This is a genomic window from Microbacterium sp. NPDC091382, assembly GCF_044757025.1.
Taxonomy (GTDB): Bacteria; Actinomycetota; Actinomycetes; order Actinomycetales; family Microbacteriaceae; genus Microbacterium.
This window is the reverse complement of record NZ_JBIVUD010000004.1, coordinates 1-1,709: the sequence shown is the minus strand read 5'-3', so window position 1 is coordinate 1,709 and position 1,709 is coordinate 1. Positions and strand designations below refer to the sequence as shown.

1 rRNA gene (running past one end of the window) is annotated in these 1,709 nt (G+C 55.2%); it reads left to right on the top strand.

From position 1 onward, the window contains the following. Positions 1–1,709: ribosomal RNA gene (locus ACIQLK_RS14125) — 23S ribosomal RNA — on the top strand; its annotated part reaches 468 nt to the left of the window's first position; the annotation flags it as partial.

Below are 1,709 nucleotides of genomic sequence, written 5' to 3'. Positions count from 1 at the left end.
AGTATAGACGAACCGCATTGAAAGGCGGGTCATAGAGGGTGCCAACCCCGTAGTCGAAATGCTTCTCTTGACGCGAAGAGTATCCCAAGTAGCACGGGGCCCGAGAAATCCCGTGTGAATCTGTCAGGACCACCTGATAAGCCTAAATACTCCCAGATGACCGATAGCGGACAAGTACCGTGAGGGAAAGGTGAAAAGTACCCCGGGAGGGGAGTGAAATAGTACCTGAAACCGTTTGCTTACAAACCGTTGGAGCCTCCTTAGTAGGGGTGACAGCGTGCCTTTTGAAGAATGAGCCTGCGAGTTAGCGATATGTGGCGAGGTTAACCCGTGTGGGGTAGCCGTAGCGAAAGCGAGTCTGAATAGGGCGATTCAGTCGCATGTCCTAGACCCGAAGCGAAGTGATCTATCCATGGCCAGGCTGAAGCGACGGTAAGACGTCGTGGAGGGCCGAACCCACTTAGGTTGAAAACTGAGGGGATGAGCTGTGGATAGGGGTGAAAGGCCAATCAAACTTCGTGATAGCTGGTTCTCTCCGAAATGCATTTAGGTGCAGCGTTGCGTGTTTCTTGCCGGAGGTAGAGCTACTGGATGGCCGATGGGCCCTACAAGGTTACTGACGTCAGCCAAACTCCGAATGCCGGTAAGTGAGAGCGCAGCAGTGAGACTGTGGGGGATAAGCTTCATAGTCGAGAGGGAAACAACCCAGACCACCAACTAAGGTCCCAAAGCGCGTGCTAAGTGGGAAAGGATGTGGAGTTGCTGTGACAACCAGGAGGTTGGCTTAGAAGCAGCCACCCTTGAAAGAGTGCGTAATAGCTCACTGGTCAAGTGATTCCGCGCCGACAATGTAACGGGGCTCAAGCACGCCACCGAAGTTGTGGCATTGACATTATTGGTAGGCCTTCGTGGTCCAGCCGTGTTGATGGGTAGGAGAGCGTCGTGTGGCCAGCGAAGCGGCGGTGTGAACCAGCCGTGGAGGCTACACGAGTGAGAATGCAGGCATGAGTAGCGAAAGACGTGTGAGAAACACGTCCTCCGAAAGACCAAGGGTTCCAGGGTCAAGCTAATCTTCCCTGGGTAAGTCGGGACCTAAGGCGAGGCCGACAGGCGTAGTCGATGGACAACGGGTTGATATTCCCGTACCGGCGAAGAACCGCCCAAGCTAATCCAGTGGTGCTAAGAGTCCTAACCCGGCTGAGTGGATCCCTTCGGGGTGAAGCCGGCCGGTCTAACGCTCGACCCCGTTCTGGTGCGGCTAGCGTATTAACAGGTGTGACGCAGGAAGGTAGCCCAACCCGGGCGATGGTTGTCCCGGGGCAAGTGCGTAGGCCGAGAGATAGGCAAATCCGTCTCTCATTCAGGCTGAGACACGATGCGGATAAAAAGTGGGTGATCCTATGCTGCCGAGAAAAGCATCGACGCGAGGTTCTAGCTGCCCGTACCCCAAACCGACTCAGGTGGTCAGGTAGAGAATACCAAGGAGATCGAGAGAATCGTGGTTAAGGAACTCGGCAAAATGCCCCCGTAACTTCGGGAGAAGGGGGGCCATCCACTTATACGGACTTGCTCCGGAAAGGGTGTGGTGGCCGCAGAGACTAGTGGGTAGCGACTGTTTACTAAAAACACAGGTCCGTGCCAAGTCGCAAGACGATGTATACGGACTGACGCCTGCCCGGTGCTGGAAGGTTAAGAGGACCGGTTAGCCG